The 25,997-nt window shown below is 62.7% G+C and carries 28 protein-coding genes; 20 read left to right on the top strand and 8 right to left on the bottom strand.

Features of this window, described 5'->3' with window-relative positions; genetic code table 11:
* Positions 1-15: 15 nt before the first annotated feature.
* Together dprA and tldD are read right to left on the bottom strand one after the other, a co-directional pair.
* Positions 16-1,146, bottom strand: coding sequence for a DNA-processing protein DprA (dprA, locus tag ACR0JC_RS06455; protein WP_170337924.1), 1,131 nt, complete (start codon positions 1,144-1,146; stop codon positions 16-18).
* Between the two features lie 228 nt (positions 1,147-1,374).
* Entirely contained in the window at positions 1,375-2,796 is a 1,422-nt protein-coding gene (tldD, locus tag ACR0JC_RS06450) for a metalloprotease TldD (RefSeq protein ID WP_170337926.1), read from the bottom strand.
* A gap of 176 nt (positions 2,797-2,972) precedes the next feature.
* On the opposite strand from tldD, the gene coxB reads away from it, so the two are divergent.
* From coxB to ACR0JC_RS06395, 11 genes are all read left to right on the top strand, one after another.
* Entirely contained in the window at positions 2,973-3,884 is a 912-nt protein-coding gene (gene coxB / locus ACR0JC_RS06445; protein ID WP_170337536.1) for a cytochrome c oxidase subunit II, read from the top strand.
* A gap of 82 nt (positions 3,885-3,966) precedes the next feature.
* Positions 3,967-4,923 (top strand): heme o synthase, encoded by a 957-nt coding sequence (gene cyoE, locus ACR0JC_RS06440; RefSeq protein WP_170337929.1) that lies wholly within the window; start codon positions 3,967-3,969, stop codon positions 4,921-4,923.
* Entirely contained in the window at positions 4,920-5,081 is a 162-nt protein-coding gene (locus ACR0JC_RS06435; RefSeq protein ID WP_170337538.1) for a hypothetical protein, read from the top strand. The genes cyoE and ACR0JC_RS06435 overlap by 4 nt, the downstream gene beginning before the upstream one ends.
* Positions 5,081-5,656 (top strand): cytochrome c oxidase assembly protein, encoded by a 576-nt coding sequence (locus tag ACR0JC_RS06430; protein WP_093962748.1) that lies wholly within the window; start codon positions 5,081-5,083, stop codon positions 5,654-5,656. Before ACR0JC_RS06435 ends, ACR0JC_RS06430 begins: the two co-directional genes overlap by 1 nt.
* A 22-nt stretch (positions 5,657-5,678) precedes the next feature.
* Positions 5,679-6,494, top strand: a complete 816-nt coding sequence (locus tag ACR0JC_RS06425; protein ID WP_093962747.1) for a cytochrome c oxidase subunit 3 — start codon at positions 5,679-5,681, stop codon at positions 6,492-6,494.
* A 173-nt stretch (positions 6,495-6,667) separates the two neighbouring features.
* Positions 6,668-7,345 carry an SURF1 family protein gene (locus tag ACR0JC_RS06420; RefSeq protein ID WP_170358202.1) on the top strand — a complete coding sequence of 226 codons (678 nt, stop codon included), beginning with the start codon at positions 6,668-6,670 and terminating at the stop codon, positions 7,343-7,345.
* A complete protein-coding gene (gene thrC, locus ACR0JC_RS06415) occupies positions 7,342-8,730 on the top strand; it encodes a threonine synthase (RefSeq protein ID WP_170390640.1) in 1,389 nt (462 codons plus the stop codon). The genes ACR0JC_RS06420 and thrC overlap by 4 nt, the downstream gene beginning before the upstream one ends.
* On the top strand, positions 8,727-9,989 hold the full coding sequence (locus tag ACR0JC_RS06410; RefSeq protein WP_480763522.1) for a M16 family metallopeptidase: 1,263 nt from the start codon (positions 8,727-8,729) through the stop codon (positions 9,987-9,989). The genes thrC and ACR0JC_RS06410 overlap by 4 nt, the downstream gene beginning before the upstream one ends.
* Positions 9,989-10,573, top strand: coding sequence for a GNAT family N-acetyltransferase (locus ACR0JC_RS06405; protein WP_093962743.1), 585 nt, complete (start codon positions 9,989-9,991; stop codon positions 10,571-10,573). Before ACR0JC_RS06410 ends, ACR0JC_RS06405 begins: the two co-directional genes overlap by 1 nt.
* A gap of 92 nt (positions 10,574-10,665) precedes the next feature.
* Positions 10,666-11,484, top strand: a complete 819-nt coding sequence (locus ACR0JC_RS06400; RefSeq protein ID WP_170337935.1) for an MBL fold metallo-hydrolase — start codon at positions 10,666-10,668, stop codon at positions 11,482-11,484.
* A 38-nt stretch (positions 11,485-11,522) separates the two neighbouring features.
* The gene (locus tag ACR0JC_RS06395; protein WP_170337937.1) at positions 11,523-12,941 is read left to right on the top strand and encodes an FAD-binding oxidoreductase; all 1,419 of its coding nucleotides are present in this window, start codon (positions 11,523-11,525) and stop codon (positions 12,939-12,941) included.
* Between the two features lie 38 nt (positions 12,942-12,979).
* Here the strand turns inward: ACR0JC_RS06395 and ACR0JC_RS06390 are convergent, their stop codons facing one another.
* Complete coding sequence (locus ACR0JC_RS06390) at positions 12,980-13,462, bottom strand: fasciclin domain-containing protein (protein WP_170337939.1); 483 nt, start codon at positions 13,460-13,462, stop codon at positions 12,980-12,982.
* A gap of 169 nt (positions 13,463-13,631) precedes the next feature.
* On the bottom strand, positions 13,632-14,171 hold the full coding sequence (locus tag ACR0JC_RS06385) for an adenine phosphoribosyltransferase (protein ID WP_170337941.1): 540 nt from the start codon (positions 14,169-14,171) through the stop codon (positions 13,632-13,634).
* A 209-nt stretch (positions 14,172-14,380) separates the two neighbouring features.
* On the opposite strand from ACR0JC_RS06385, the gene ACR0JC_RS06380 reads away from it, so the two are divergent.
* A complete protein-coding gene (locus ACR0JC_RS06380; RefSeq protein WP_222457049.1) occupies positions 14,381-14,554 on the top strand; it encodes a hypothetical protein in 174 nt (57 codons plus the stop codon).
* A gap of 6 nt (positions 14,555-14,560) precedes the next feature.
* Here ACR0JC_RS06380 and ACR0JC_RS06375 read toward each other — a convergent pair whose 3' ends face one another.
* The gene (locus tag ACR0JC_RS06375) at positions 14,561-15,190 is read right to left on the bottom strand and encodes a LysE family translocator (RefSeq protein WP_040634229.1); all 630 of its coding nucleotides are present in this window, start codon (positions 15,188-15,190) and stop codon (positions 14,561-14,563) included.
* 62 nt (positions 15,191-15,252) lie between these two features.
* Positions 15,253-16,125 (bottom strand): S-methyl-5'-thioadenosine phosphorylase, encoded by an 873-nt coding sequence (locus tag ACR0JC_RS06370; protein WP_170337943.1) that lies wholly within the window; start codon positions 16,123-16,125, stop codon positions 15,253-15,255.
* Positions 16,126-16,341: 216 nt separating this feature from the next.
* Here ACR0JC_RS06370 and ACR0JC_RS06365 point away from each other — a divergent pair, with 216 nt between their 5' ends.
* Complete coding sequence (locus tag ACR0JC_RS06365; RefSeq protein WP_170337945.1) at positions 16,342-17,976, top strand: SulP family inorganic anion transporter; 1,635 nt, start codon at positions 16,342-16,344, stop codon at positions 17,974-17,976.
* Positions 17,977-18,110: 134 nt separating this feature from the next.
* On the opposite strand, the gene ACR0JC_RS06360 is transcribed toward ACR0JC_RS06365, so the two are convergent.
* On the bottom strand, positions 18,111-18,716 hold the full coding sequence (locus ACR0JC_RS06360) for a flavin reductase family protein (RefSeq protein ID WP_170337948.1): 606 nt from the start codon (positions 18,714-18,716) through the stop codon (positions 18,111-18,113).
* 72 nt (positions 18,717-18,788) lie between these two features.
* Between ACR0JC_RS06360 and ACR0JC_RS06355 the strand changes: the two genes are divergently transcribed.
* The 5 genes from ACR0JC_RS06355 to ACR0JC_RS06335 all read left to right on the top strand — a co-directional run bounded on the left by ACR0JC_RS06355 (position 18,789) and on the right by ACR0JC_RS06335 (position 21,835).
* A complete protein-coding gene (locus ACR0JC_RS06355; protein WP_170337950.1) occupies positions 18,789-19,283 on the top strand; it encodes a GNAT family N-acetyltransferase in 495 nt (164 codons plus the stop codon).
* A 54-nt stretch (positions 19,284-19,337) separates the two neighbouring features.
* Entirely contained in the window at positions 19,338-20,087 is a 750-nt protein-coding gene (locus ACR0JC_RS06350; protein WP_170337952.1) for an EcsC family protein, read from the top strand.
* A 113-nt stretch (positions 20,088-20,200) separates the two neighbouring features.
* A complete protein-coding gene (locus ACR0JC_RS06345; RefSeq protein ID WP_170337953.1) occupies positions 20,201-20,665 on the top strand; it encodes an NUDIX hydrolase in 465 nt (154 codons plus the stop codon).
* A gap of 72 nt (positions 20,666-20,737) precedes the next feature.
* On the top strand, positions 20,738-21,193 hold the full coding sequence (locus ACR0JC_RS06340; protein ID WP_170337955.1) for a DUF1178 family protein: 456 nt from the start codon (positions 20,738-20,740) through the stop codon (positions 21,191-21,193).
* Between the two features lie 3 nt (positions 21,194-21,196).
* A complete protein-coding gene (locus ACR0JC_RS06335; RefSeq protein ID WP_170337958.1) occupies positions 21,197-21,835 on the top strand; it encodes an SDR family NAD(P)-dependent oxidoreductase in 639 nt (212 codons plus the stop codon).
* On the opposite strand, the gene ACR0JC_RS06330 is transcribed toward ACR0JC_RS06335, so the two are convergent.
* Positions 21,829-22,185 carry a hypothetical protein gene (locus ACR0JC_RS06330; RefSeq protein ID WP_170337960.1) on the bottom strand — a complete coding sequence of 119 codons (357 nt, stop codon included), beginning with the start codon at positions 22,183-22,185 and terminating at the stop codon, positions 21,829-21,831. The two genes, ACR0JC_RS06335 and ACR0JC_RS06330, sit on opposite strands and share 7 nt — an antisense overlap.
* A 166-nt stretch (positions 22,186-22,351) precedes the next feature.
* On the opposite strand from ACR0JC_RS06330, the gene ACR0JC_RS06325 reads away from it, so the two are divergent.
* Together ACR0JC_RS06325 and ptsP are read left to right on the top strand one after the other, a co-directional pair.
* A complete protein-coding gene (locus ACR0JC_RS06325) occupies positions 22,352-23,590 on the top strand; it encodes an aspartate kinase (protein ID WP_170337962.1) in 1,239 nt (412 codons plus the stop codon).
* A gap of 46 nt (positions 23,591-23,636) precedes the next feature.
* On the top strand, positions 23,637-25,880 hold the full coding sequence (ptsP, locus tag ACR0JC_RS06320; protein ID WP_170337964.1) for a phosphoenolpyruvate--protein phosphotransferase: 2,244 nt from the start codon (positions 23,637-23,639) through the stop codon (positions 25,878-25,880).
* The last annotated feature ends 117 nt before the right edge of the window (positions 25,881-25,997 follow it).

Below are 25,997 nucleotides of genomic sequence, written 5' to 3'. Positions count from 1 at the left end.
AACCACCTCGGCAGATCAGACGGCGAGGCTCAGCAACCCGCCCGGCTGGCGACGGATCAATCCATCCAGCTCCAGATCGGTCAAAGCGGGGCCGATCACGCTGGCGGGCGCATCGACATCCCGGATCAATTGGTCCTCGGCCAAGGGCGAAGGCCCCAACCGTTCGAGGATTCGGGCGTGGAGCGTCTCGGGAGGAGTGATTGTCTGCGCGGCGGGCGCCGTGTCGGGGGCAGGTTCCAGCGCGCTGCGCGGCTGCGGGGGCAGGGCGTCGATCACATCCTGCACGCAGCGTACCAGTGTGGCGCCTTCACGGATCAAAAGATTGCATCCGGCGGCGCGGGCGTCGAACGGATGGCCGGGCACGGCAAGAACCTCGCGTCCCTGGTCCAGTGCGTCGCGTGCCGTGATGAGGCTGCCGGACTTGGCGGCAGCCTCGACGACGACGACGGCCTGAGACAGACCCGATATGATCCGGTTGCGGCGAGGAAAGTGGCGTGCCTGCGGGGTCACGCCCATTGGTTGTTCGGAGATGCGCAGCCCTCTGGTTGCGATGTCGCGCGCCAGTTCCTTGTTTTCCGCCGGATAGATGATGTCGACGCCACCAGCCATGACCGCAACGGTTCCCGTTTGCAGCGTAGCCAGATGCGCGGCGGTGTCGACGCCGCGGGCCAGGCCGGAGACGACTACATAGCCACTCTCACCCAAACCACCCGCCAGAGCCCGCGCCATCCTGGTTCCCAAGGACGAACAGTTGCGGGCGCCGACAAGCGAGATCATCGGGCGCTGAAGCACCAAAACGTCGCCTATTGCCCAAAGCAGAGGAGGGGCATCGTTCAGATCGGTCAGTGCCATAGGATAGTCGGCGGCCCCAAGGCACAAAAGCCGCGCTTTGGCGGCTTTTGCGGCCTTGAGTTCCGCCTCGATGACGCCGGGCGGGCATATTTCATACCCTTCAATTCCGGCAGCGCGTGCCAATTCCGGCAACGCGGCCAGCGCATTCTGCGCCGAGCCATGTTCGTGCATCAGGCGCCGGAACGTTGCCGGGCCAACCTTGCGCGAGCGCAACAGGCGAAGCCAGGAAAACCGGTCCTCTTCCGTGGTGGGTGGGAGTGGGGGGTGATTGGAAGAAAGCTGCTCTTCGGTCATCCGTCGCTCCGCCTGATTGCAGAACTGGTTTACGGCGTGACGGGTTAACAGCTTGTGAATCGCAGAAAATTTTAGCGTGTTCCAGTGTGGGTTTCGCGGAATAGGCGCGCAAATCTTTGAAAGTAATAACTTTTCTCAGGCTTTCGTTTTCGATGCGCTACGGTTCATTCCTTTTGTGGCCGGCAGCACGGATTAACCATGGTGCCGGCCGCAAGCACACGATTCGCATCAGGCGGCGGATCCTCCGACCGTCAGCCCCTCCATCAGCACCGTAGGCTGACCCACACCCACGGGCACCCACTGACCGTCCTTGCCGCAGGTTCCCATGCCGGGATCCAGGGCCATGTCGTTGCCCAGACCCCGGATACGTTTCAACGCTGAAGGACCGTCGCCGATCAGCGTTGCGCCTTTGACCGGCGCGCCGATCTTGCCGTTCACGACCCGGTAGGCCTCGGTGCAGCTGAACACGAATTTGCCGTTGGTGATGTCGACCTGACCGCCGCCGAAACCCACGGCCCAGATGCCGTCCTTGATCTCGGCCACCAGATCCGCCGGGTTGGCATCGCCGCCCAGCATGATCGTGTTGGTCATGCGTGGCATCGGTTTGTGCGCATAGCTTTGCCGGCGCCCGTTGCCGGTGGGGGACACGCCCATCAGGCGCGCATTCTGCCGGTCCTGCATGTAGCCGGTCAGGATACCATCTTCGATCAGCACAGTGCGCGAACTGGGCGTGCCTTCGTCATCTACGGTGATCGAGCCGCGACGATCCGGGATCGTCCCGTCATCCACCACGGTCACGCCCTTGGAGGCGATCCGCTGCCCCATCAGCCCGGCAAAGGCCGAACTCCCCTTGCGGTTAAAGTCTCCTTCCAACCCATGCCCGATGGCCTCGTGCAGCAGGATACCGGGCCAGCCGGGGCCCAGTGCAACTTCCATCACGCCTGCCGGAGCGGGAATTGCGTCAAGGTTGACCAAAGCAATGCGCAGCGCCTCTCGGACCTTGTCCTGCCAATCGGACGGGTCAATCAGGCCGTCCAGACCAACGCGGCCGCCACCGCCGGCCGATCCGCTTTCGCGCCGACCGTTCTGTTCGACGATGACCGACACGTTGAGGCGCGTCATCGGACGAACGTCGCGTACCATGGTGCCATCGGGGCGCAGGATTTCGACCTCTTGCACGGACGCGGCGATCACGGCGCTGACTTGGACCACCCTGGGGTCCAGATCGCGCGCAAATCCGTCGATTTCGCGCAGAGTCTCGACCTTGACCGGGAAGCTGGCGGAATCGATCGGGTCTGCATCCGTATAAAGCTGTTTGTTTGTGCGCCTTGGCGCGTCGGCCAAAGTGCCTCCTCCGTCACCAACCGCCAGCCGGGCGGTTTCCGCAGCACGTTTCAGCGAGGGCATTGATACATCGGTCGAGTGGGCATAACCGGCCACATCACCCTGCACTGCACGCAGCCCGAATCCCTCGGACGCATCGTAAGATGCGGTGCGCAGGCGCCCATCGTCAAAGGCAAGTGTTTCGGATTTCCGACGCTCTACAAACAGCTCGCCGTCTTCGGCCCCGGCGGTGGCCGAGCGCAGTACGGCCAGCGCCTCGTCATGCGGCAATGCGGTCTCGAACGGACGAAACGGGGCTTGAGTCATGGGTTGCGGCCTTTCGCGTTTGATCCAGATCAAAAATAGCGTCTGTTTGACGCAAGCATTTTGCTTTATCTACCTCCCGGAATATGGTTTTTAACGCGGCCAAAGACAACGGGAGAGGTGTGACCGATTCACACCTGTTCGCCAGAGACGCAAAGATCAAACGATCAGGACAGAAAATGAAGAATGCTTTGATGCTTTCGGGGGTGTTCGCAGCCCTCTCCAGCCTTCCCGCCATGGCTCAGGACCTTGAGATCATCGGCAAGCCGGTCGACGGCGGCATGGGCTTCCAGCCGGCGGCCACCAGCCTGGCCGAAGGGATTCACCGCCTTGACGGTATGATTCTGGTTATCATCACCGCGATCTGTCTGCTGGTCGCAGGCCTGCTGGTATACTGCATCGTGCGCTACAACCAGCGTGTAAACCCGACCCCGGCGCGGTTCTCGCACTACACTCCGGTCGAGATCGCCTGGACCATCGGCCCGATCCTGATCCTGGTCTTCATCGGAGCGTTCTCGCTGCCGGTGCTGTTCAAGCAGCAGGAAATCCCCGAGGGTGATGTCGTCATCAAGGTGACCGGCAACCAGTGGTACTGGACCTATGAATATGTCGATCACGACTTTGCGTTCGACAGCTACCTGCTGGGTCACCCGGCCACCCTGGACGAAGGTGCACGCCCCGCCGATGCGGATGTAACCCCGTTCGTTCTGGACGATGCGATGCGTGCCAAGCTGGCCGATGCCGGCTACAGCGAGGATGAGTGGCTGCTGGCCACCGACACCGCAGTCGTGGTTCCCGTCAACAAGGTGGTTGTGATGCAGGTCACGGCGGCCGACGTGATCCACTCATGGACGATCCCGGCGTTTGGCGTCAAACAGGACGGCGTTCCGGGCCGCCTGGCCGAGCTGTGGTTCCAGGCCGACAAGGAAGGCATCTACTTCGGCCAGTGCTCCGAGCTGTGCGGCAAGGACCACGCCTACATGCCAATCACCGTCAAAGTCGTCAGCGAAGAAGCCTATCAGGAATGGCTGCAGGGCGCGTTGGACGAATACGCCGGCCAGCCGGCATCGTTCCAGATCGCGTCGAACTGACGATCCCGGGGCCTGAGGCCCGTTCGAAACCAAGGACAGGCTGCGCGGGTTTCGCGCAGCTTTCGCACCACAAGGACCTGACATGACCGACGCGAGCATCAATGCCAGCACACTTGCCGCACAATCCCGTGCGGACGAGGCCGGCTTTGGCGACTATTTCGCCCTGCTCAAGCCGCGGGTGATGTCGCTTGTCGTATTCACCGCGTTGGTGGGTCTGCTGGCCGCCCCTGTGCCGGTACATCCGTTCGTCGGCTTTTGCGCCATCCTGTTCATTGCCATCGGTGGCGGCGCCTCGGGCGCGCTGAACATGTGGTGGGACGCGGATATCGACAAGGTTATGAAGCGCACCAAGGGCCGTCCGATCCCGTCGGGCAAGGTTGAGCCCGGCGAGGCGATGGCGCTGGGCCTGGCCCTGTCGGGTCTGTCGGTGATCATGCTGGGCTTGGCGACCAACTGGTTCGCGGGCGCGTTTCTGGCCTTTACCATCTTTTTCTATGTCGTGATCTACACGATGTGGCTCAAGCGCCTGACGCCGCAGAACATCGTGATCGGAGGCGCCGCGGGCGCTTTCCCGCCGGTAATCGGCTGGGTTGCCGCGACGGGTTCGATGACGCTCGAGACGTGGCTGATGTTTGCCCTGACCTTCATGTGGACCCCGCCGCATTTCTGGGCGCTGGCGCTGTTCATGCGCTCGGATTATGACGACGCCGGCGTGCCGATGCTGACCGTAACGCATGGACGCCGCGCCACGCGGACCCATATTCTGGTCTATACCGCATTGCTGGCTCTGCTGGCCGTGGGCACGGCGTTCTCGGGCATCGGTGGGCCGATTTACCTCGCTGTTGCCGTGGTGTTGAACGCTCTGTTCCTGCGGGGGGCATGGGCCATCTCGCGCCGCACCGAAGACGACGCGGAGGCGGACAATTTCAAGGTCGAGCGCAGCTTTTTCAAGCTGTCGCTGCTGTACCTGTTCCTGCATTTCGGCGCGATCCTCGCCGAGGCGCTGCTGAAACCCTACGGGTTGGGAGGCTGGTCATGAGCCTGCGCAAAAGCCATGAGCTGCACCAGCGTCGCTTCGGCCGCAACCTGGGTGTCGGGCTGACGTTGGCGGCGTTCATCGTGATCATCTTCGGCCTGACCATCGTCAAGGTCTCGGGCAGCGATTTCGGCGTGCCCAGCGAGGAGGTTCAGAACTGATGGCTTTGAGCGGACCGCAGAAGACCGTTGCACAGACCGTTGGTCTGGTTGTTCTGATGGGCAGCCTGGCCTGGGCGGCCGTGCCGTTCTACGACTGGTTCTGTCGGGTCACCGGGTTCGGGGGCACCACCGGCGTTGCCGAGGCCACGCCCGACGATATCCTCGACCGGGTGGTGACCGTTCGCTTCGACGCCTCCAAGGCCAAGGACATGCCGTGGGAATTCAAACCCGTCGAGCGAGAGATGAAGGTGCGTATCGGTGAGACCGGTCTGGCCTTTTACGAAGCATACAATCCGACCGACAAGCCGGTTGCGGGACAGGCATCGTACAACGTGACGCCCTATTCCGCCGGCGGATACTTCCAGAAGATCGCATGTTTCTGTTTTGAGGAGCAGGTTCTGGAGCCCGGCGAACGCGTCGAGATGCCCGTAACTTTCTTCGTCGACCCCGAAATGGTGGAAGACCCCGAAGCACAGTATGTTCATACGATCACGCTGTCGTATACATTCTATGAAATAGACCTGCCCGAGGGCTATGCCGCCCTGGATGCGCAGGCAGAAACAAACACGAACTAACGCCTGTAGGTGAGGGACGCTGATGGCACACGCAAAAAACCACGATTACCACATTCTGGCACCTTCGATCTGGCCGCTGATCGGCGCGATCGGTGGCTTCGTCATGCTGTTCGGAGCCGTTCTCTGGATGCACGGCATGACCTCCTTCGTGTTCTGGGGTGGTCTTGTGGCGGTTCTCTACACGATGTTTGCCTGGTGGTCCGAGGTCGTGGCCGAAAGCCGCGCGGGTGATCACACCCCGGTGGTCCGGATCGGGCTGCGCTATGGGTTCATCCTGTTCGTCATGTCCGAGGTGATGTTCTTCTTCGCCTGGTTCTGGTCGTTCTTCAAGCATCGCATGTATCCGATGTACGACTATGCCGGCACCGAATACATCCAGCCTGACATCCACGCGGTGGACCCGTTCCACCTGCCGTTGATCAACACTCTGGTTCTGTTGCTGTCGGGCTGTGCGATCACTTGGGCGCACCACGCGCTGGTTCACGACAACGACCGCAAGGCGCTGATTCAGGGTCTCGCGATCGGTATCGTCCTAGGCATCGCCTTCACCTTCCTGCAGGCCTTCGAATACTACGAGCTGCTGGCCCACGAAGGGTGGGAGTTCGGCGGCGATCAGTTCTACTCGAACTTCTTCATGGCAACCGGCTTCCACGGCGCACATGTGATCATCGGCACCATCTTCCTGACGGTCTGTCTGATCCGCGCGCTGCGTGGCGACTTTACCCCGGAGAAACACGTCGGGTTTGAGGCGGCCGCATGGTACTGGCACTTTGTCGACGTTGTCTGGCTGTTCCTGTTCTTCGCAGTCTACATCTGGGGTCAGGCACCGCTGATGTAACGCCCCGCGAGGCTGTCGAATTGCAAAAGCCGCCCCTCGGGGCGGCTTTTTCTCGATCAGGGGCGCAAGGGATTGCGCCCCGTACAATTGCAAGGTTGCATTTCCTTGCGCACAGACCGTAACAAGACGCCGGCTTGACCCCGAGCCGCTATGACACGCAACAAGGGCCATACATGCGCCGCATCCTGTTTCTGCTGATTTTCGGGCTCGCCGGGCTGGCGGTTCTTGTGTCTCTAGGCACTTGGCAGGTTCAGCGTCTGGCGTGGAAAGAGGGCATTCTGGCCGACATCGAAGCCCGGATCGCCGCCGATCCGGTGCCGCTGCCCGAGGCGGTCGATCCCGAAGCCGACCGTTATCTGCCCGTCGAAGTATCGGGCGAGATGCTGCCCGGCGAAATCCATGTACTGGTTTCGGTCAAACAGGTCGGGCCGGGCTATCGGATCATCGCGCCCTTCCGAACTGGTGATCGCACGATCCTTGTGGACCGGGGCTTTGTGCCCACAACGGCCAAGCAGGCCGAACGCCAGATCGGGCCCATGCAGGTTGTCGGAAATCTGCATTGGCCCGATGAGATCGACAGCTATACCCCCGATCCGGACCGGGCGGGCAACATCTGGTTTGCCCGCGACGTGCCCGCGCTGGCCGATGCGCTTGGGGCCGAACCGATCCTACTGGTTGCCCGCAGCCAGACCGATCCCGCCATCACGCCGCTGCCGGTGGATACGGCGGGTATTCCCAACGACCATCTGCAATACGCGGTGACATGGTTCGGCCTGGCGCTGGTCTGGGCCGCAATGACCGGATATTTCCTGTGGCGCGGCCGCGCCCCATCAGAAAGTGACGCGCAATGAAATATATCTCGACCCGCGGGCAGGCGCCCGAACTGAGCTTTGAAGAGGCGATGCTGACCGGTCTGGCCCGCGACGGCGGCCTGTACCTGCCTGCCGAGATTCCGGTTCTGAGTCAGGACGAGATCGCCGCGCTTGCCGGGCTGCCCTATGAAGAGATCGCGTTCCGCGTCATGTGGCCGTATGTCAGCGGCTCGTTCGCCGGGGACGAATTCAAAGAGATCATCGCCCGCGCCTATGCCGGGTTCGGCCATGATGCCCGCGCGCCTTTGAAGCAGCTGAACGAGAACCACTTTCTGCTGGAGCTGTTCCACGGGCCCACGCTGGCCTTCAAGGATTTCGCCATGCAGCTTATCGGCCAGCTGTTCCAGGTGGCGCTGAAGAGGCGGGGCGAACGTGTTACCATCGTCGGCGCCACCAGCGGCGACACAGGATCGGCCGCGATCGAGGCGTTCCGGGGGCTGGACGCGGTCGATGTGTTCATCCTGTTCCCGCATGGCCGCGTCTCCGAGGTGCAGCGCCGTCAGATGACCACACCCGCCGACAGCAACGTGCACGCGCTGGCCGTCGATGGCGATTTCGACGACTGTCAGGCCGCCGTGAAGGACATGTTCAACGATTTCGACTTCCGCGACGGGGTCAAGCTGGCGGGGGTGAACTCGATCAACTTTGCCCGCGTGCTGGCGCAGGTGGTTTATTATTTCTCGGCCGCGACCAGCCTGGGCGCGCCGCATCGCAAGGTCAGCTTCACGGTGCCCACCGGCAATTTCGGCGACATCTTCGCCGGCTATATCGCCAAGCGGATGGGTCTGCCCATCGACCGTCTGGTGGTGGCGACCAACCAGAACGACATCCTGCATCGCTGCCTGTCCGGGCAGGGCTATTTCAAGGGCGACACCATCCCCTCGATCAGCCCGTCGATGGATATTCAGGTCAGCTCGAACTTCGAGCGCGCGCTGTACTATGCCTATGGCGAGGACGGGCGGGCCGTGGCGCAGTTGATGGACGAGCTGAAACAGGGCGGCTTCCACGTCAGCCAGGGCGCGATGGAGGCCCTGCGCGAAAGCTTCGACTCGGGCCGTGTGTCCGAAGAGGAAACGCTGGCCACGATCAAATCCACGCTGGAACACAGCGCCGAGCTGGTCTGCCCGCATACCGCCGTGGGCATCAAGGTGGCCGAAGACACCCGCGCCGCCGATGTGCCCATGGTTACTCTGGCCACCGCGCACCCGGCGAAATTCCCCGCCGCGGTCGAGCAGGCCAGCGGTGTGCATCCGCCTCTTCCCTCGCGCATGTCCGATCTGTATGAACGTCCGGAACGGGTGACCCGCATCGCCAACGATCTGGGCGCCATCGAGGATCATATCAAAAGGCATATTGCTGAGTGACTGTCAGACTGGACCAACTAACAAACGGCTTTCGGATCGTCAGCGAACAGATGCCGGGGCTGCAATCGGCCGCCATCGGCATCTGGGTGACCGCCGGCGGGCGGCACGAGCGGATCGAACAGAACGGCATCGCGCATTTCCTCGAGCATATGGCCTTCAAGGGCACCGAGCGGCGCTCTGCTTTGCAGATCGCCGAGGCGATCGAGGATGTGGGCGGCTATATCAACGCCTATACCTCGCGCGAGGTGACGGCCTATTACGCCCGGGTGCTGAAGGATGACGTGGCGCTGGCGATGGACGTGATCGGCGACATCGTCCTGAACCCCGTCTTCGACCCGCGCGAGATCGAGGTTGAGCGCGGCGTGATCCTGCAGGAAATCGGACAGGCGCATGACACGCCCGACGATGTGATCTTTGACTGGCTGCAGGAACAGAGCTATCGCGACCAACCGCTGGGCCGCCCCATCCTTGGCCCATCCGAACGGGTCAGCGCCTTTTCGCGCGACGACCTGTCGGCCTTCGTGGCCGAGCACTATGCGCCCGACCAGATGATCCTGTCGGCGGCGGGCGCGGTCGATCATGACCAGCTGATGAAACTGGCCGAAGAGATGTTCGGCCATCTGCAACCCCGCAAGGGGTTACCGGCGGAAGCTGCGCGGTTCACCGGTGGCGAGGCGCGGCGGGACAAGGCGCTGGAGCAAGCGCATTTCGCGCTGGCGCTGGAAAGCCCGGGCTATCGCGATGACGAGATCTATACCGCGCAGATCTACTCGACCGCGCTGGGCGGCGGCATGTCCTCGCGCCTGTTCCAGGAAGTGCGTGAGACCCGCGGGCTGTGCTATACAATCTTTGCCCAGACCGGCGCCTATGCCGATACGGGAACGACCACGATCTATGCCGGCACTTCGGCCAATCAGGTGGGCGAGCTGGCCACCATCACCATCGACGAGATGAAGCGCGCGGCCGAGGACATGAGCCCCGAGGAGGTTGCCCGCGCCCGCGCGCAGATGAAGGCCGGGATGCTGATGGGGCTGGAAAGCCCCTCGAACCGGGCAGAGCGTCTGGCCCGGCTGGTGCAGATCTGGGGCCGTGTTCCGCCGCTCGAGGAAACCGTGGCCAAAATCGACGCGGTCAGCACCGCCGACGTCCGCGCCTTCGCCGAAAAGATGGCGGTTCAGGCCCCGGCAGCACTGGCGCTTTATGGGCCTGTGGGTGGTGCGCCGACACTGGAGAGGCTGCAGGAGAGGCGCGCGGCGTGATGCTGTTGGGCAGACGCAGGCTGAAACTCGAGACCGAGCGGTTGAGCTTGCGCCCGCCCGTGCATTCCGACTTCAACGACTGGGCCGCGCTGCGGCTGGCCTCGCGCGAGTATCTGACCCCGTGGGAGCCGATCTGGGCCAAGGATCATCTGACCCGCAAATCATTCACCAACCGTGTCTACTGGGCGCAACGCTCGGTGGCCAACGGCACGGCGGTTCCGCTGTTCCTCTTCCGCAGAACGGATGACATGCTGGTGGGCGCCATCACGCTGGACAACATCCGCCGGGGGCCGGCGCAGGCCGGAACGCTGGGCTATTGGACCGGGCAGGCCTTTGCCCGGCAGGGTTACATGCGCGAGGCCATCGGCGCCGTGGTGCATTACGCCTTTACCCGACTGGACCTTAGCCGGATCGAGGCCGCCTGTCTGCCGGAAAACGCCGCCTCTCGCGGGCTATTGGAAAGTTCGGGGTTCAAATACGAGGGCGTGGCGCAATCCTATCTGCAGATCAACGGGCGTTGGCGGACCCATGTGCTCTATGCATCTCTGCGCTCGGACCGGCGCGGGCGGACGGACGCGGGCTAGGCGGCCCGTTCGGACCTGATGTGGGCGGGACTGTTTCCGAAATCTGGGGCCCGCCACGTGACTCGAGGCGCGGATGCGCTAGACTTCCGACCATGCGGAGTATTTTAGCGGGTCTGATCTTGCTGGCAGGGACGGCGGCGGCGCAGGAGCGTCGGCCGAGCCATTGCATCGCCATCGCCCAGAACACCCCCGGCATACAGTATCTGCACCAGGCGGCATGGCAGGATCCGGTGCCCGAATTCTCGGTTCGGATCAGCTATGTCGCGCATGCGTCCTTTCTGATCCAAACACCCGGCGGGCTGAATGCGGTGACTGATTTCACCGGCTTCATCGGCGGCGCGGATCTGATCCCCGACATCGTGACGATGAACCACGCCCATGACACGCATTGGACCGCCTATCCCGATCCGGCCATCCCGCATGTGCTGCAGGGGTGGGGCGAGTTCGGGCAGGGCATCGAACATTACCTCGACCTAGGCGAATTGCTGGTGCGCAACGTATCGACCGATATCCGGTCCGCGTATGGCGGAGTGGAAGAGCGCGGAAACTCGATCTTCGTGTTCGAGGTCGAAGGCCTGTGCATCGGCCATCTCGGGCATCTGCACCATGTCCCGTCCGACGAACAGTTCGCCACCCTTGGGCGGCTGGACGTGGTCATGGCGGCGGTGGACGGGGGCACGACCATGCCCTTGCCCGAGATGATCGCGGTGCTGCAGCGGCTGAAAAGCTCGGTCATCATTCCGATGCACTGGTTCTCGGGATATTCGCTGGACCGGTTCCTCGCCGATATCCGATCCGATTTCCCGGTGCGCCGGGACGGTGTCTCGGAAATCGAAGTATCGCTGCGGACCCTGCCGGACCGCCCGACGGTGGTTGTGCTCGAGCCGCGATACCTGATGGAATTGGAATAAGCCTTGCCGTGCGCCGCGGGCTTGGGCATGCAGAGGGCATGCATTTGAACCCTGCCGACGAAACCTTTGCCGAAACCATCCGCGCCCGCCTGGGTGACGATATTCTCCGTCCGGTCGAGCCGCGCTATCTGGAAGAGCCGCGCCGCCGCTTCGCCGGGCAGGCGGGTCTGCTGGCCTTGCCCCGTACGGTTGTGCAGGTCGCAGCCTTGGTGCGTTTGGCGTCCGAGGTCCGCGTGCCGGTGGTGCCATACGGGGGTGGCACCGGTCTTGTGGGCGGGCAAGTCATGGCAGATGGCCCCGAGCCCCTGATCCTGTCGCTCGAGCGGATGCGCGCGATCCGGGCCGTCTATCCGACCGAAAACATCCTGATCGCCGAGGCCGGTGCTGTGCTGGCCGACATTCAGGCCGCGGCCGAGACGGCCAACCGGCTGTTTCCGCTGTCGCTGGCGGCGCAGGGATCTTGCCGGATCGGGGGGAACCTCGCCACCAATGCCGGGGGCGTGAACGTCCTGCGCTATGGCAATGCGCGGGATCTGTGCCTAGGGCTCGAAGCGGTTCTGCCCAACGGCGACATCTGGCACGGGCTGGGGCGTTTGCGCAAGGACAACACCGGCTATGATCTGCGCAACCTGCTGATCGGGTCTGAGGGTACGCTGGGGGTCATCACCGCCGCCTCGCTCAAGCTTTTCCCGCGCCCTGCCGGGCTGGGCACGGCGGTCTTTCAGGTGGCCAGCCCCGAAGCGGCGATGGACCTGTTGGCCCTGGCCCGCGATCATCTGGGCGAAACCGTAAGCGCGTTCGAACTGATCCACAGACAGGGGCTGGATTTTCTGGCAGAGGTCTTGCCGGACGTGCGGCAACCCTTTGACACGCCGCCGGAATGGTCGGTCCTGATTGAACTGGGATTGCCGACCGGGCACGAGCCCGAGGCGGCGCTGGAGTCCTTGTTCGTCGCTGCCGAGGCCCGTAGTCTGGTGTCGGACGGTGTCATCGCCCAAAGCGCCGCGCAGCGCGACGCGCTGTGGTCAGTGCGCGAACGCATCCCCGAGGCGAACCGGCTGATCGGTTCGGTGTCCAGCCACGATATCTCGGTTCCGATTTCGCGCATCCCCGATTTCATCCGGCAAGGCGGCAACGCGATTTCGGCCCTCGGACCTTTCCGGGTGAACTGTTTTGGTCATTTGGGGGACGGCAACCTGCACTACAACGTCTTCCCCCCCAAAGGCCACAACCGGGGCGCGTTCGATGACCGGCGCGCCGCGATCAAGCGCGCGGTTCATGACCTGGTGCATGAATTTGAAGGATCGGTCAGTGCCGAGCATGGGGTGGGCCGTCTGAAGACCGGTGATCTGGAACGTTATGGTGATCCGGCCAAACTGTCGGCCATGCGCGCCATCAAGGCCGCCTTGGACCCGCTCGGGATCATGAACCCCGGCGCCGTCCTGTCAACTGTGTAAGTGCGGCCCGGACGCTCCGGGCCGCAGCTGCGCGTCGTTTACGACGCCGGCAGGATAACCTTGTCGATTACGTGGATCACGCCATTGCTGGTTTCGATATCTGCCTGAACGACATTTGCGTCATTGACCATGACACCGTTGTCGAGATCGATCGTGATCTCTCCACCCTGCACGGTGGCGGCGGTCATGTCGTCGGACAGATCACCCGACATCACCTTGCCCGGAACCACGTGATAGGTGAGGATCGCCACAAGCTGATCCTTGTTCTCGGGCTTCAGCAGCGTTTCCACGGTGCCTTCGGGCAGCGCGGCAAAGGCTTCATCCGTGGGCGCGAAAACGGTGAATGGGCCTTCGCCCTTCAGCGTGTCAACCAACTCGGCGGCCTGCACGGCTGCGACCAGAGTGTTGAAGCTGCCAGCCCCGACAGCGGTGTCCACAATGTCCTTGCCGTGGCCGTCGGCCATGGCAGCGGTCGAAAACAGGATACTGGCGACACCGGCAACAGCGAATTTGCGAAACATGATCTACTTCCCTTGTTGAGGATGTCATCGGCGACATCACGGTTTATACGGCGACATGCCGAAAGGAGATCAGGCGTCGGGGGCAAAAAACCGACTGGAAAACGAACGACGCCGCGCTAAGCGCGCGGCGTTTCCAGCGGCAAGTCACGAAATCGTGACCGCTGTCTGTTCACAGCCCTTCGAATTCGCACAGGACATGGACGTCCATGCCCATCTCCTCCAGCACCTTCCGGCCACCCAGCTCGGGCAGGTCGATGATGAAGGCGCAGCTGACAATCTCGCCGCCCAGCCGTTCGATCAGCTTGATGCCTGCCGCGGCAGTGCCGCCGGTGGCCAGCAGGTCATCGACGACCAGAACCTTTTCACCGGGCTGGATCGCGTCATCGTGGATCTCGACGATGGCCTCGCCGTATTCCAGCTTGTACTCCTCGCTGATCGTGGTGCCCGGCAGCTTGCCCTTCTTGCGGATCGGAACGAAGCCCACGCTCAGCTGGTGAGCGATCGCGCCGCCCAAGATGAAACCGCGCGCCTCAAGCCCCACGACCTTGTCGATGCGCTCGCCGGCATAGGGGTGCAGCATCTGGTCGATGGCCATGCGAAACCCGCGGGGATCCGCAAACAGGGTCGTCACGTCGCGGAACATGATCCCTTCGTGGGGAAAATCGACGATGGTCCGAATGTAATCCTTGACCGTTTTGCTTCTGGACATGGGGCAACCCTTCTTGCGTCAAAACACGGCGGTGTTTGGCGTATCACGGCCAGTCATGCAAGCCACGGCTGCCGTCCTGCGCGTATTTGCTGCGGAACAGATGCGCCCGGACAACCCGCCCTTGGGGGGGTGCGGGTATCGACAAGCGATGCGCTTTGTCTATACAAGGTGCCACGCGCTGATGCAGGCCCAGAATAAGGATGACAGCCGTGGCCAAGGCCGACCTCAAGGGATCCACCAAAAAGAACAGCCAGCTGGTTCTGCGCCTGGACAAGGACGAACGCGACGCGTTCGTTGCGCTGTGCCGCGATCTCGACACCTCGGCCGCGCGCGAGATCCGCAAGTTCATTCGCGCATTCATGGCTGAGAACGCCGGGACCTGACTGCCTTCAGGCCGGGCGACGCAGTACCGCCGTGGCCACGCCCATTCCGATCAGGGTCAACCCTCCGAAACGGGTCATGCCGGTGATGATGCCGGGGCGGCCGATTACGCGGCGCAGCCGGTCGGCCAGCAGCGCATAGGCCAGCGCGTTCAGCCCGGCCAATCCCACGAAAGTCGCAATCAGGATCGCGAACTGCGGGCCCAGCGGCTCGGCCGGGCGCAGGAATTGCGGCACGAAGGCAATGAAGAAGGCGATGGATTTCGGGTTCAGGGCAGTAACGGCGGCCGCATGGCCGAACACGCCGCGCGCGGTGACGTCGCGCCCGGTGGCCACCGCCTGCATCCCGCCGGACGGCGCACTGCGCAGCAGCTTGATGCCCAGCCAGACCAGATAGGCGGCGCCCACCCATTTCAGCACCGAAAACAGCGTGGCCGACGCCAGCACCAGCGCCCCAAGCCCCAGCAACGAGGCGGTCATGGCAATCAGGTCCCCCAGCGCAACCCCCGTGGCCGAGGCCACGGCCACGCTGCGCCCTTTGGACAGCGCATAGCTGAGCACCAGCAGAACCGTCGGGCCCGGGATCAGCAGAAGAGCGGTCGAAGCTGCGACAAAGGCCAGCCAAAGTTCAAAATCCATTACACACCTCCGTCAGATCCGCCGCAGCAATCCTGAAAAAAACTTGTGGCCATCAAGACCGCCTACAATACCCGGCCCGCCACCGCATCCAGCTTGGCCAGCACTTGCGGGTCGCGCTTTTCCGGGGCCGTCAAAATCGCGTGGTCCAATGCCCGGTCGCAGCCATGCGGGCAGGGCGCGCGGTCCGCTCCCAGCAGGGCAGGCAGGCCTTTGACCAAGGCGCGCGCCTTCTCGGCATTGCCGGTCAGCGTCGCGATGATCGCGGTCACGTCCACTTCGCCGTGATCGGGGTGCCAGCTGTCATAGTCGGTGACCATCGCCACCGAGGCATAGCAAAGCTCGGCCTCGCGGGCCAGTTTGGCCTCAGGCATGTTGGTCATGCCGATCACGTCGCAACCCCACTGCTCGCGGTACATCTTCGATTCCGCCAGCGTCGAGAATTGCGGCCCTTCCATCGCCAGGTAGTTGCCGCCGCGATGCACGGTGATTCCGGCCGCCCGGGCGGCCGTTTCACAGGCGTCAGACAGGCGCGGGCAGGTCGGATGGGCCACGCTGACATGGGCGACGCAGCCGGTGCCGAAAAAGCTTTTCTCGCGGGCGAAGGTGCGGTCGATGAACTGATCGACGACCACGAAATCGCCGGGCGCCATGTGTTCGCGGAAGGAGCCGCAGGCCGAAACCGAGACCACATCGGTCACTCCCAGCCGCTTCAGCGCGTCGATATTGGCGCGATAGGGCACCTCGGTCGGCGAATGCACATGCCCGCGCCCGTGGCGGGGCAGAAAGGCCATCTCGATGCCGTTTAGTGTCCCGGTCAGGATCTGGTCGGACGGCGCGCCCCAAGGCGTTTCCACGGTAACCCATTGCGGCGTTTCCAGCCCGTCGATGTCATAAATTCCCGATCCGCCGATGACGGCAATTTTTGTCTGGGCCACGTTCGTTCTCCGCTGCGATACCTGCCTGAGGGAATTTCTGCGGGCTTGTCGGGCATTTGGCAAGGCTTGCCGGTGTTATTGCGCCGCACAGGCGCCACAAGGGGCGTCGCCTTGCAGTTTTTGCATGACAGCCTGCCATCGATGGGCTAGCAGACAGCGCCGAAGGCGGGTATACGACCGCCTTCGCGCGAACATTCTGACCCACAGGACCAATTCATGCCCCGAGCCTTGCTGGCAAGCTTTGCCAATCGCCTCGCCATTCCCGATCTGAGCTGGATGCCGGACGAAAAGCTGACCCCCGCCCGCCTGCGGATCGAGCTTTTGTCGGGCCTGACCGTCGCCCTGGCCCTGGTGCCCGAAGCGGTGGCCTTTGCTTTCGTCGCCGGGGTTCACCCGCTGGTAGGCCTGTATGCGGCGTTCCTCGTGGGGCTGATCACCGCGCTGATCGGGGGTCGTCCGGGTATGATCTCGGGCGCAACCGGTGCGCTGGCGGTCGTCATGGTGGCGCTGGTGGCGCAGCACGGGGTCGAATACCTGTTCGCCACAGTGGTTTTGATGGGCATCCTGCAGATTATCGCGGGGGCCATGCATTGGGGCCGGTTCATCCGCCTGGTGCCGCATCCGGTGATGCTGGGCTTTGTCAACGGCCTGGCGATCGTGATCTTTCTGGCGCAACTGGGCCAGTTCAAGGTGCCGGGCACCATGGAAAACACCGGCCACGGCATGAGCGGTGGTGAATGGCTGTCCGGGATGCAACTCTATACGATGCTGGGGCTGGTCGCGCTGACCATGGCGGTGATCTGGGTGATGCCGCGCATCACGCGCATTGTGCCAGCGCCGCTGGCGGGCATCGTCGTGGTGGCTGCGCTGGTGATCGGCATGGGGCTGGATGTCCCGCGCGTCGGAGACCTGGCCTCGATCGAGGGCGGCCTGCCGAAATTCCACATCCCCATGGTTCCGCTGACCTGGGAGACGTTTGAGATCATTCTGCCCTACGCCGTCATCCTGGCCGCCATCGGCCTGATCGAATCTCTGCTTACGCTGAACCTGGTGGGCGAGATCACCGGCAAGCGCGGTGGTGCGTCGCAGGAATGCATCGCGCAGGGCACCGCCAACGTCGTGACCGGGTTCTTTGGCGGCATGGGCGGCTGTGCGATGATCGGGCAGTCGATGATCAACGTGAAATCCGGCGGCCGTACGCGCATCGCGGGGATCGCTGCCGCGCTGTTCCTGCTGGTGTTCATCCTAGTCGGCTCACCCCTGATCGAACAAATCCCGCTGGCCGCGCTGGTTGGCGTGATGTTCATGGTGGTGATCGGCACGTTCGCCTGGAATTCGTTCAACATCCTGCGCAAGGTGCCGCTGACGGATGCCTTCGTCATCGTTCTGGTCACCGTCGTCACCGTGATGGAAGACCTCGCTGTGGCCGTCGTGGTCGGCGTGATCGTTTCGGCGCTGGCCTATGCCTGGAACAACGCCAAGCGCATCCACGCGGTCACCCGCGACTCGGAAACCGAGAAAGGCGCCAAGGTCTACGAGATCAAGGGGCCGCTGTTCTTCGGCTCGTCTGAGGGGTTTGTCGAACTGTTCGATGTCCAGAACGACCCGGAAACGGTGATCGTGGACTTCGCCGACAGCCGTGTGGTCGACCAATCGGCCCTGCAGGCCATCGAAAACATCGCCGCGAAATACGAGGCGGCAGGAAAGCGCGTCATGCTGCGCCATCTCAGCCGGGATTGCCACAAGCTGCTCAAGAAAGCAGGTCACCTGATGGTCGACAGCGACGATGACCCGGATTACGGCCTTGCGGTCGACTATTCCGTTCGAACCGGCATTCTGGGCGGCCACTGAGGTAATGCGAGGCTCTGCCTCGCGCTCCGGGATATTTTAAACCAGATGAAGACCGCGCGAGCCCTTCATTTGGCCCAAAAATACCCCGGGGGAGTCGCGCATAGCGCGGCGGGGGCAGAGCCCCCAAACCCGGCTCAATCGTCTGGACGATTGAGGGAAAACAACTCCGTCACCACCGAGTAGTCGCGATACCCAAGCCGCGACAATGGTTGAAAGGTGGTGACGTCGAACTTGCCGTCCTTCAGGCAGTCATCGCGCAGGTGCACGCCGACGACCTCTCCGAACACCACGCGGTTGGCTTCGCCGGGCAGCGTGACGATCTGGGTCAGTTTGCATTCCAGCGCGGCAGGGGCGCCTTCGATGCGGGCGCATGGGATGGTTTCGCATTCCACCGGAGTCAGGCCGGCGTGGGCGAACTCGTCCACCTCTTTCGGAAGGCTGGCCGAGCTTGCGTTCATCGCATCCCGATGGGCGTGGGCCACCACGTTGACGCAAAAGACACCGGTCGCCTCGATATTGGCGATACTGTCCTTCCCTCCGTCCTGGTCGTGTTTCGTGCCGGTGGAGGCAAACATCACCTGCGGCGGCGTATAGGCAACCCCGTTGAAGAATGAATAGGGCGCCAGATTGTTGATCCCATCGGCGCTGCGGGTCGAGATCCATCCGATCGGGCGCGGCGTGATGATGGCGTTGAACGGGTTGTGCGGCAATCCGTGACCGTCTTCGGGGCGATAGAACATCTGATCTCCAAGCGTTTGCTCAAGGCCTAGCGAAGTGCTAGGGCGAATGCCAGAGTCGAAAAGAGGGCCGCGGTGCAGCAGTTCGGGATCAGGCCGGAAGAGCCGGAGGATTGGTGGGAAGTCGAAGCCCTCTACGACCTGTGTTTTGCACCGGGGCGCGAGGCGCTGTCGTCCTACCGCTTGCGCGACGATGTTCCGCCAGTGTCTGGGCTGTCGATGGTGGCCCGTGACGGGCAGGGCATTTTGGCTGGGGCCATCCGATTCTGGCCGGTTCATGTTGGCGCACACGACGCGCTTTTGTTGGGGCCCGTTGCCGTCCACCCGACCCACCAGGGGGAAGGTTTGGGTGGTTTTCTGATCCACGAAGGTATCGAAGCCGGGCGGGCCAAAGGGTGGAACCGGGTCATGCTGGTCGGTGACGCGCCCTATTATTCACGCTTTGGGTTTGCCCGGCTCGAGGGTGTTAAGATGCCCCCGCCAACCAACCCGGATCGGGTTCTCGGGCTGGATTTGACCACCGGCGCATGGCACGGAGTGAGTGGTTCGGTGACCCGCTGGACGCGCTGATCTATTGAAACGGCGTTGTGAAATGCCAATGTTTCAGGGTCAGGAGGACACCGAATGAATGACGTCGTTCTCGTCGGAGAAATCGACCCCGACGCTGAGTTGGACCGGTTGGCAAGCCACTACCGCAGCGCGGGCGGCAGCGGCATCCGGTTGCTCAATCGTCTGGGTGGATCGGCTGAGTCGCTGCTGGAACAGCTGCCTGGTTCGGTGCGCGATGGGCTTACCGGTGCAACCGAGCAGGCCTTGTGGCTTGCAGTTCGTGCCGCTGACGGATCGCGCCGCGCGGTTCCCGACCAGAAGCCGTGGGTCAACACCGCCATATCGACCACGATGGGCGCCGCAGGTGGGGCTGGCGGCCTGACGACGGCGTTGATCGAGCTTCCGGCGACCACGGCCATGTTGTTGCGCTCAATACAGGGTGCCGCATCGCGTGAAGGTTTTGACCCCTCGGCAAGGAACGTGCAGTTCGATTGCATCCGCGTTTTGTCGGCGGCAGGTCCCTTGGCGCATGACGACGGCGCAGACATGGGGTTCTTTTCGGTCCGACTGACCGTGACGGGCCCCGCTCTGCAAAAGATCATTGCTGCCGTCGCTCCGAGGTTGTCGGTCGTTTTGGGGCAGAAACTGGCGGCACAGACCGTTCCGGTATTGGGGGCCTTGGCCGGAGGCGGCGCGAACTACCTCTACGCCCGGTACTATCAGCAGATTGCCCGTGTGCATTTCGGCCTGCGGCGTCTGGCGATCGATGCCGATATTCCGCATGACGAGCTTGTGCAGCGTCTGCAACGTCGCATGTTGGCCTGATCCTCAGTTTCAAAATTGGACAGAACCGCAGGATGTGGTATCCTGCACCCAATCGGCCCGCAAGATAAGTGGCCGAAAACAGGCAAGAAGCACAAAACAAGAGGCGGGGCAGCGTGAAAAGCGCAGGGCTGTCACCAGACATTCTGTCCGAAACCGGGGCATTTCCGGTTCTGCCGCAGTCTGCGGCTCTATGCTACCGGCTTCGGCGTGGGGTGCCTGAGATATTGTTGATCACGACCCGGGGGTCGGGACGGTGGATCATCCCCAAAGGCCGCATGATCGACGGCCTTAGCGGGTCTGAGACCGCAGCGCAGGAAGCTTGGGAAGAAGCCGGTGTGACAGGCCGTTGTGAGACGCGCAGTATCGGGCAGTTCTCTTTCGACAAACACCACCGGGATCTGGGGCGGGTGACATGCGTCGTTGATGTCTACCCGTTGCTTGTTACCAAGACGGCGGATCGGTTCCCCGAAGTCGCAGAACGGCGGCGTAGATGGATGCTGCCGGAAAAAGCAGCACAAGCGGTTTCGATCGGCGGGCTTTCCGGGCTGTTGCGGTCAAATGCGCTCAATCCTCATTGAACCGCCTCTGTAAAGACTTGATATTGCCATGTCTGTCAGTATCTATTGGCCCACCGACATTTTGGGCGACAGATGATTCAATATTCACTGAAATGCTGCAATGGTCACGCGTTTGACAGTTGGTTCCAGTCTGCGGACGCTTACGACAAGCTGTCCAAGGCTGGAATGGTCTCTTGCGCGACTTGCGGCAGCACCCAGGTCGAAAAGGCGATCATGACGCCGCGGGTCCAGTCTGCGCGCTCATCTGCTGAAATGCCGCGCGCGGAGAACAGTGATCGACCCGAAGCCCAGCACCAACCGACCAAGGCCGAGATAGAGCGCGTTCTCAACGCCCTGCGCGCCAAGGTCGAGGCGAATTCCGATTATGTCGGTCGCGAATTTGCGCGCGAGGCCCGCAAGATACATCTGGGCGAGGCCCCGGAGCGCGCCATCTATGGCGAGGCCAAGCCGGAAGAGGCCAAGGCCCTGATCGAAGATGGGGTTCCGGTGGCCCCTCTGCCGTTCATTCCAAGCCGAAAGACGAACTGAACCGTGCATCTTGTTATCACCGGCGCCAATCGCGGCATTGGGCGCGCCCTTGCTGAATTCTATCGTGGCCGCGGCGATACTGTCACCGGCACCACACGGGACGATTCCGCCGATATTCGTTTGGACGTTACCGACCCGGCGCAACAGGCGCAGATGGCGCGCAAGTTGGATGGCCAGCCTGTAGATCTGTTGATCTGCAACGCAGGTGTCTATCTGGACAAAGGCCAGACAATCGACGGCTACCCGGCCGAGATGTGGGACCAGACCTTTGCGGCCAACGTCACCGGGGTGTTTCTGACCATTCAGGCCTTGTTGCCCAATTTGCGTGCGGCGCGCGGCAAGATCGCGATCATCTCGTCGCAGATGGCCTCGCACACGCGGGCGCCCGGGGGCAGCTATATCTATCGGGCCTCCAAGGCGGCTGTGCTGAACCTTGGGCGCAACCTGGCGGTGGATATCAAGGACGATGGCATCGCCGTCGGCATTTATCACCCGGGATGGGTGCAGACGGACATGGGCGGTCAGGCCGCCGACATCACCGTGTCACAGGCCGTTGCCGGGTTGACCGAGCGTTTCGATGCGCTGAGTTTGGACTCCACCGGCTGCTTTGAAACCTGGGACGGGCAGGCACATCCTTACTGAGCGGCCAGCGCTGCCTTGGGGATCTCGTAGACTTCACCGGGATCGATGAAGATCACCAGAATTTCGCCCCGCGTTTCCGAAGTGATCTTCGACGTCGAGCTGCTGGAATCCGGCTTTCCATCGGTGAAATAGATGCGGCGTACTTCCCCAGTATCCAACTGAACCGCCAGGGTTGCAGTGCCATCATCCTTGCGCCGCAACTCGGCAGGGCAATTTTTCAATGGCTGACCCGCCAACGCGGCGCAGGGGACCGTTCCCAACGCGTTCTGGCCGTCCGTTCCGGACAGTGAAGCCACCTGGGCCAGAGCCGGGCTGGACATCAGAGCACAGGCGAAAACAAAACGCAGCATGGTATTCCTCACGGTTTAAATCCTTGACGATACGCTGACATTGCTGCCGGTCCTTGTAAAGCGTTGCGCTGCAGTGTCCTGCCGTTCTATGTGCCCTTGCTCTTGTGTGTTGCCTCGCATAAGACGCTCGGGACCGGAAATCCAAGGCGCGGAGACATTTGCCCCCATGCCCGTACTCGTGATGAAATTCGGCGGCACATCCGTCGCCAACCTCGACCGCATCCGCCGCGCTGCCAAGCGCATCGGCGTCGAAGTGGCCAAGGGCTATGACGTCATCGTCATCGTGTCGGCCATGTCGGGCAAGACCAACGAATTGGTGGGCTGGGTCGACGAGATCTCGCCGCTGTATGACGCGCGCGAATATGATGCCGTGGTATCCTCGGGCGAGAATGTCACCGCCGGTCTGATGGCGCTGACGCTGCAGGAAATGGAGATCCCCGCCCGCAGCTGGCAGGGCTGGCAGGTGCCGCTGCTGACCGATGGCGCCCATTCGGCGGCGCGGATCCTTGATATTCCGACCGACAACATCAACCAGAAGTTCGGCGAGGGCATGAAGGTCGCGGTGGTGGCAGGCTTTCAGGGTCTCAGCCCCGAGGGGCGGATCACCACGTTGGGCCGGGGCGGTTCGGACACCACTGCCGTGGCTTTTGCCGCCGCCTTCGACGCCGAACGCTGCGACATCTACACGGATGTGGACGGCGTCTATACCACCGATCCGCGCATCTGCGAGAAGGCGCGCAAGCTGGACAAGATCTCGTTCGAGGAAATGCTCGAACTGGCCTCGTTGGGGGCCAAGGTGCTGCAGACCCGCTCGGTCGAGCTGGCGATGCGGTACAAGGTGAAACTGCGTGTTCTCTCAAGCTTCGAGGAACAGTCCGACGAGGCCGGAACCCTGGTCGTCGACGAGGAGGAAATCATGGAATCCAATGTAGTCTCGGGTGTGGCCTATTCGCGGGACGAGGCCAAGATGACCGTCGTGTCGGTCGCCGACCGCCCCGGCATCGCCGCGATCATCTTCAACGCGCTCAGCGATGAGGGGATCAACGTCGACATGATCGTGCAGAACATCTCGGACGAGGGGCGCACGGACATGACCTTTTCCTGCCCCACCAACCAGGTGGCGCGCGCCGAAAAGGCGCTGTTGGCAGTCAAGGAGCGTGGCGAGTTGAACTATGCCGAGCTGGTCGCCGACACCGATGTGGCCAAGGTTTCGGTGGTGGGCATCGGCATGCGCTCGCAGTCGGGCGTGGCGGCCAAGATGTTCAAGGTACTCTCGGATGAGGGGATCAACATCAAGGTCATTACAACCTCCGAGATCAAAATTTCCGTCCTCGTCGACCGGAAATACATGGAACTTGCCGTTCAGGCGCTGCATGATGCCTTTGAACTGGAAAAGGCGGCCTGAGCATCTCGGCCAAGGTCCCGCCTGACACCGCAGAGTAGATCGGGCGATGGCAGACGGAATGGAAACAGAATCCCGCAAGCTGCTGGGGCGGCTGCGCGAGGAGATGGCAAGCGAGGCTGCCGGTCAGGAGCGTCTTGACCGGATCACTCACCTGATCGCCGACAGCATGCGGTGCGAGGTGTGCTCGATCTATCTGTTCCGCGACGACGAAACCCTGGAGCTGTGTGCCACCGAAGGTCTTGCCCCCGAGGCCGTACACCAGACCCGCATGCGTCTGGGGGAAGGTCTCGTTGGCCGGGTGGCCAAGTTCGGCAAGGTCGTCAACGCCGCCGATGCGCCCTCCGAGAAAGGTTTCCGGTACATGCCGGAAACAGGCGAGGAGCGTTTTTCGTCGTTCCTGGGCGTGCCCATTCAGCGGCTGGGGCAGAAGCTTGGGGTTCTTGTGGTCCAGTCCCGCGCTCAACGCGAGTTTTCCGCGGATGAGGTCTATGCGCTTGAAGTCGTGGCAATGGTCCTTGCGGAAATGGCCGAATTGGGTGCGTTTGTGGGCGAAGGTGCCGCCCTTTCACCACTGCATCAGCAATCCATATTGCTGCGCGGTGGCCCGGCACAGGAGGGCTCGGCCGAGGGGCATGTCTGGCTGCATGAGCCGCGTGTCGTCGTCACCAACCCGATCGCCGACGATCCACATCGCGAGCTGGAGCGGCTGAACGAAGCAGTCGAAGAGCTGCGCGTGGGCGTCGACAAGATGCTTGAAATCTCGCGGGGCGGCGACACGGAACAGCTGCAGGTTCTGGAAGCCTACCGGATGTTCGCCAATTCCAAGGGCTGGATGCGCCGGATGGAAGAGGACATCGCCCGCGGTCTCAGCGCCGAGGCGGCGGTGGAAAAGGAGCAGTCGCAGGCCCGCGCCCGGATGAGCCAGGTCACCGACCCTTATCTGCGCGAGCGTCTGGCGGATCTGGACGATTTGTCCAACCGTCTGCTGCGCATCCTGACCGGGCAGGGCGGGTCGAACGGTAAAGAGCTGCCGCCCGATCCGATCCTGGTGGCGCGCAATATCGGACCGGGCGATCTGTTGGAATACGGCCGTTCGCTGAAAGGTGTCGTGCTCGAGGAGGGCTCGGTCGGCAGTCATGCCACCATCGTCGCCCGCGCTCTGGCCATCCCGCTGGTGGTGCATGTCGGACGGATTACGACCGAGGCGCTGAACGGCGACCATATTCTGGTCGACGGGGATGAGGGCGTCGTGCATCTGCGCCCCGAGGATACCGTCGTCAGCGCCTTCCGCGACAAGATGGCCATGCAGGCCGAGGCGCAGAAACGCTATGCCTCGATCCGCGAAACCCCGACCGTGACCAAGGATGGCGAGCGGATCAATCTGGTGATGAATGCCGGCCTGATGGCCGACTTGCCGTCGCTCAAGACGTCCGGGGCCGAGGGCGTAGGCCTGTTCCGCACCGAATTGCAGTTTCTGATCCGCAACCAGATGCCCAAACGGTCGGAACTGGTGGCGCAGTACAAGCGCGTTCTGGATTCGGCCGATGGCAAGCGCGTGGTTTTCCGTACGCTGGATATCGGGTCGGACAAGGTGCTGCCCTACATGAAGCATGTCGCCGAGCCCAACCCGGCGCTGGGTTGGCGCGCCATTCGTGTGGGCCTGGACAAGCGCGGCGTGATGCGGATGCAGCTTCAGGCCCTGTTGCGCGCGGCGGATGGCCGTCCTCTGACGGTCATGTTCCCGTTTGTCGCCCAGGCCGACGAATACCGCGAGGCCCGTTGGGAAGTGAACAAGACACTGGAGCGCGAAAAGCGCTTGGGTCATGTCCTGCCGGAAACGCTGGAAGTTGGGGCGATGCTGGAAACACCATCATTGGCCTTCGCCCCCCAGAAGTTCTTTGACGAGGTCGATTTCATCTCGATCGGCGGCAACGACCTGAAACAGTTCTTCTTCGCCGCCGACCGAGAGAACGAGCTGGTGCGCCGCCGCTATGACACCTTGAATGTCAGCTTCCTCAGCCTGATCGAGCGCATTGTCGAACGGTGCGGAATTTCCGACACGCCGCTGAGTTTCTGCGGCGAGGATGCCGGCCGCCCGATCGAGGCGCTGTGCCTAGCGGCGATGGGCATCCGCACCTTGTCGATGCGCCCGGCCTCAATCGGCCCGGTCAAAAGCCTGCTGTTGCGGTCAAACCTGCAGGATGTCCGCAAGATCATCGCCGACGCCCGCCATCGGGGCGAACAAACGGTGCGTCCGGCGATCATGGAGTATCTGCGCGACAACGGCTGACGCCCGGGTGACCGCGAAAAAAGGCCCGATTCCGAAATCCGGGCTTGCTTTTTGGGCTTGGTCTTTCTATCCAAGCCACGAATGTTAGCGGTAACAGGGTGTCTGGCTGCAGACCGC

It is taken from the genome of Ruegeria sp. CH5, from assembly GCF_056537025.1.
This window is presented reverse-complemented; position numbering and strand designations above follow the sequence as displayed.